At 46.0% G+C, this 274-nt stretch carries 1 pseudogene; it reads right to left on the bottom strand.

Annotated elements, in window-relative coordinates:
• Positions 1–274 (bottom strand): annotated as a pseudogene (locus tag AB4486_RS28140) (carboxypeptidase regulatory-like domain-containing protein); the annotation flags it as partial.

The following is a 274-nucleotide window of genomic DNA, read 5'->3' as shown; positions in this document are numbered from 1 at the left end:
TTTGATTCACAGTAAAGACGCTGCCATCTAATAACACATGGCCGACTTCCAAAGAACCTTCACCTTCATGAGCTTCAACCGCAATGTTGTAATAAACGATGGGGTTATCTTCTCGTGAATCAATCGACAAGCGAGACAAGGAGTGTTCAGTGCTTAATATGGTGTCTGAGATTGCGTAAACATCACCGCCAGTTTCACTGTCGTTATAAACAGAAGCCGCTAACCGAGTCGCCAAACCCACAGCGGCAACAGGTTCGAAAGCTGGCGTGTTTTC

Source organism: Vibrio sp. 10N.222.55.C6, from assembly GCF_041473395.1.
GTDB classification, from domain to species: Bacteria; Pseudomonadota; Gammaproteobacteria; order Enterobacterales; family Vibrionaceae; genus Vibrio; species Vibrio crassostreae_C.
This window is presented reverse-complemented; position numbering and strand designations above follow the sequence as displayed.